Source organism: Capnocytophaga catalasegens, assembly GCF_026005215.1.
Taxonomy (GTDB): Bacteria; Bacteroidota; Bacteroidia; order Flavobacteriales; family Flavobacteriaceae; genus Capnocytophaga; species Capnocytophaga catalasegens.
The window spans coordinates 1-1,157 of record NZ_BPMA01000098.1; the positions used below are offsets into that span (position 1 = coordinate 1).

The 1,157-nt window shown below is 33.9% G+C and carries 2 protein-coding genes; both read left to right on the plus strand.

What is annotated here, in order from left to right; translation table 11 throughout:
• The coding region (locus OO775_RS14035) for a hypothetical protein (protein WP_264847852.1) at positions 1-679 on the plus strand (679 nt) is incomplete at its 5' end.
• Between the two features lie 5 nt (positions 680-684).
• Positions 685-1,157: DUF4280 domain-containing protein (locus OO775_RS14040; protein WP_264847853.1), on the plus strand; the 473-nt coding region annotated here is incomplete at its 3' end.

The following is a 1,157-nucleotide window of genomic DNA, read 5'->3' on the forward strand; positions in this document are numbered from 1 at the left end:
GAAAAAGCCTACTTATGATGTGGTGATTGAGAGAAGTCAGTTTTTAGTAAATGGAGAAGAAATAGACACTAAATTCTTATCTATATCACATAAGTATATGGAAGCCATCTTTCCTCTGAAATGCAAGGTCAAGGACTATGTGCTTTTTGTAACTAACATCTCTGAAATACAACAACGTATAAAACAAGTAGATAATGAACTCTTAGCAACGTATGAGGGAGAAGGATTAGAACATATCCGTTCACATTTTTTTAAAGCAACAGATACACAAGAAAAACTAAGAGAGTTCATAAAACAGTTACATATTGTAAAAGCATTGAGCTTTAGCATACGCAAATTTGCTCCTGATACTGATTATCCTTTGCAATGGAATATCCTCCCCATAGGATTGTCTTTTTGGAAAGGAGACATAGAAAAAAGAGCAGAAAGCAACCAAATATATTATGAGCCCAAAATAGCAAATGCACAAGAGATGATGGATAAAGTAATCACATATATCCATAAACAAGAATACTATGTAGAAATCGAACAGGAAAATGTACAGATGTATACTAACTTTGTGCACCAAACAGATTATACAGGCAAAACAGGAAGAATAAAACGTTCAGAAACCAATGTAACTATTGAAGTTGAAAATATTTTTCTATACGACCAAAAACTAACGCTAACAAAAAAATAAGGATTATGCAAGAGCAATCAAAATACACAGTAAAAAGTAAAGATACTTTTGTTTCAATAGCAAAACAAATAGGCTTGAAAGACCCAATGAAACTTAAAGAGTATCATAACGAGCGTGCCGACTTCAATAGTCAGGTAGGTAATCAGTTGCACCCTAACATAACCCTATTGATACCTTCTTCTGAAGAGGTAAGAGAACTTAATGAGGAAAAACCATTCGAAGATGAAGTAAAACAAGAACAACGAGAGGAAGAACAAAAACAACAAGAAGAAAAAGAGAAAGAAGCCGCTGCTGAACAACAAAAGCAAGAAGGAAAAAGTGAACACGATGATAAGTATTACGTAGTAAACGGGGCTAAGTGTATTTGTGATAAAGCAGAAACGCCCCAGCAGGCCACATTGCAGGTAACTTCTCATAAAACAATTGTTTTTAATGAACAATCTGATAAATACGTAGCTACTGAAGATGATAAAACTTT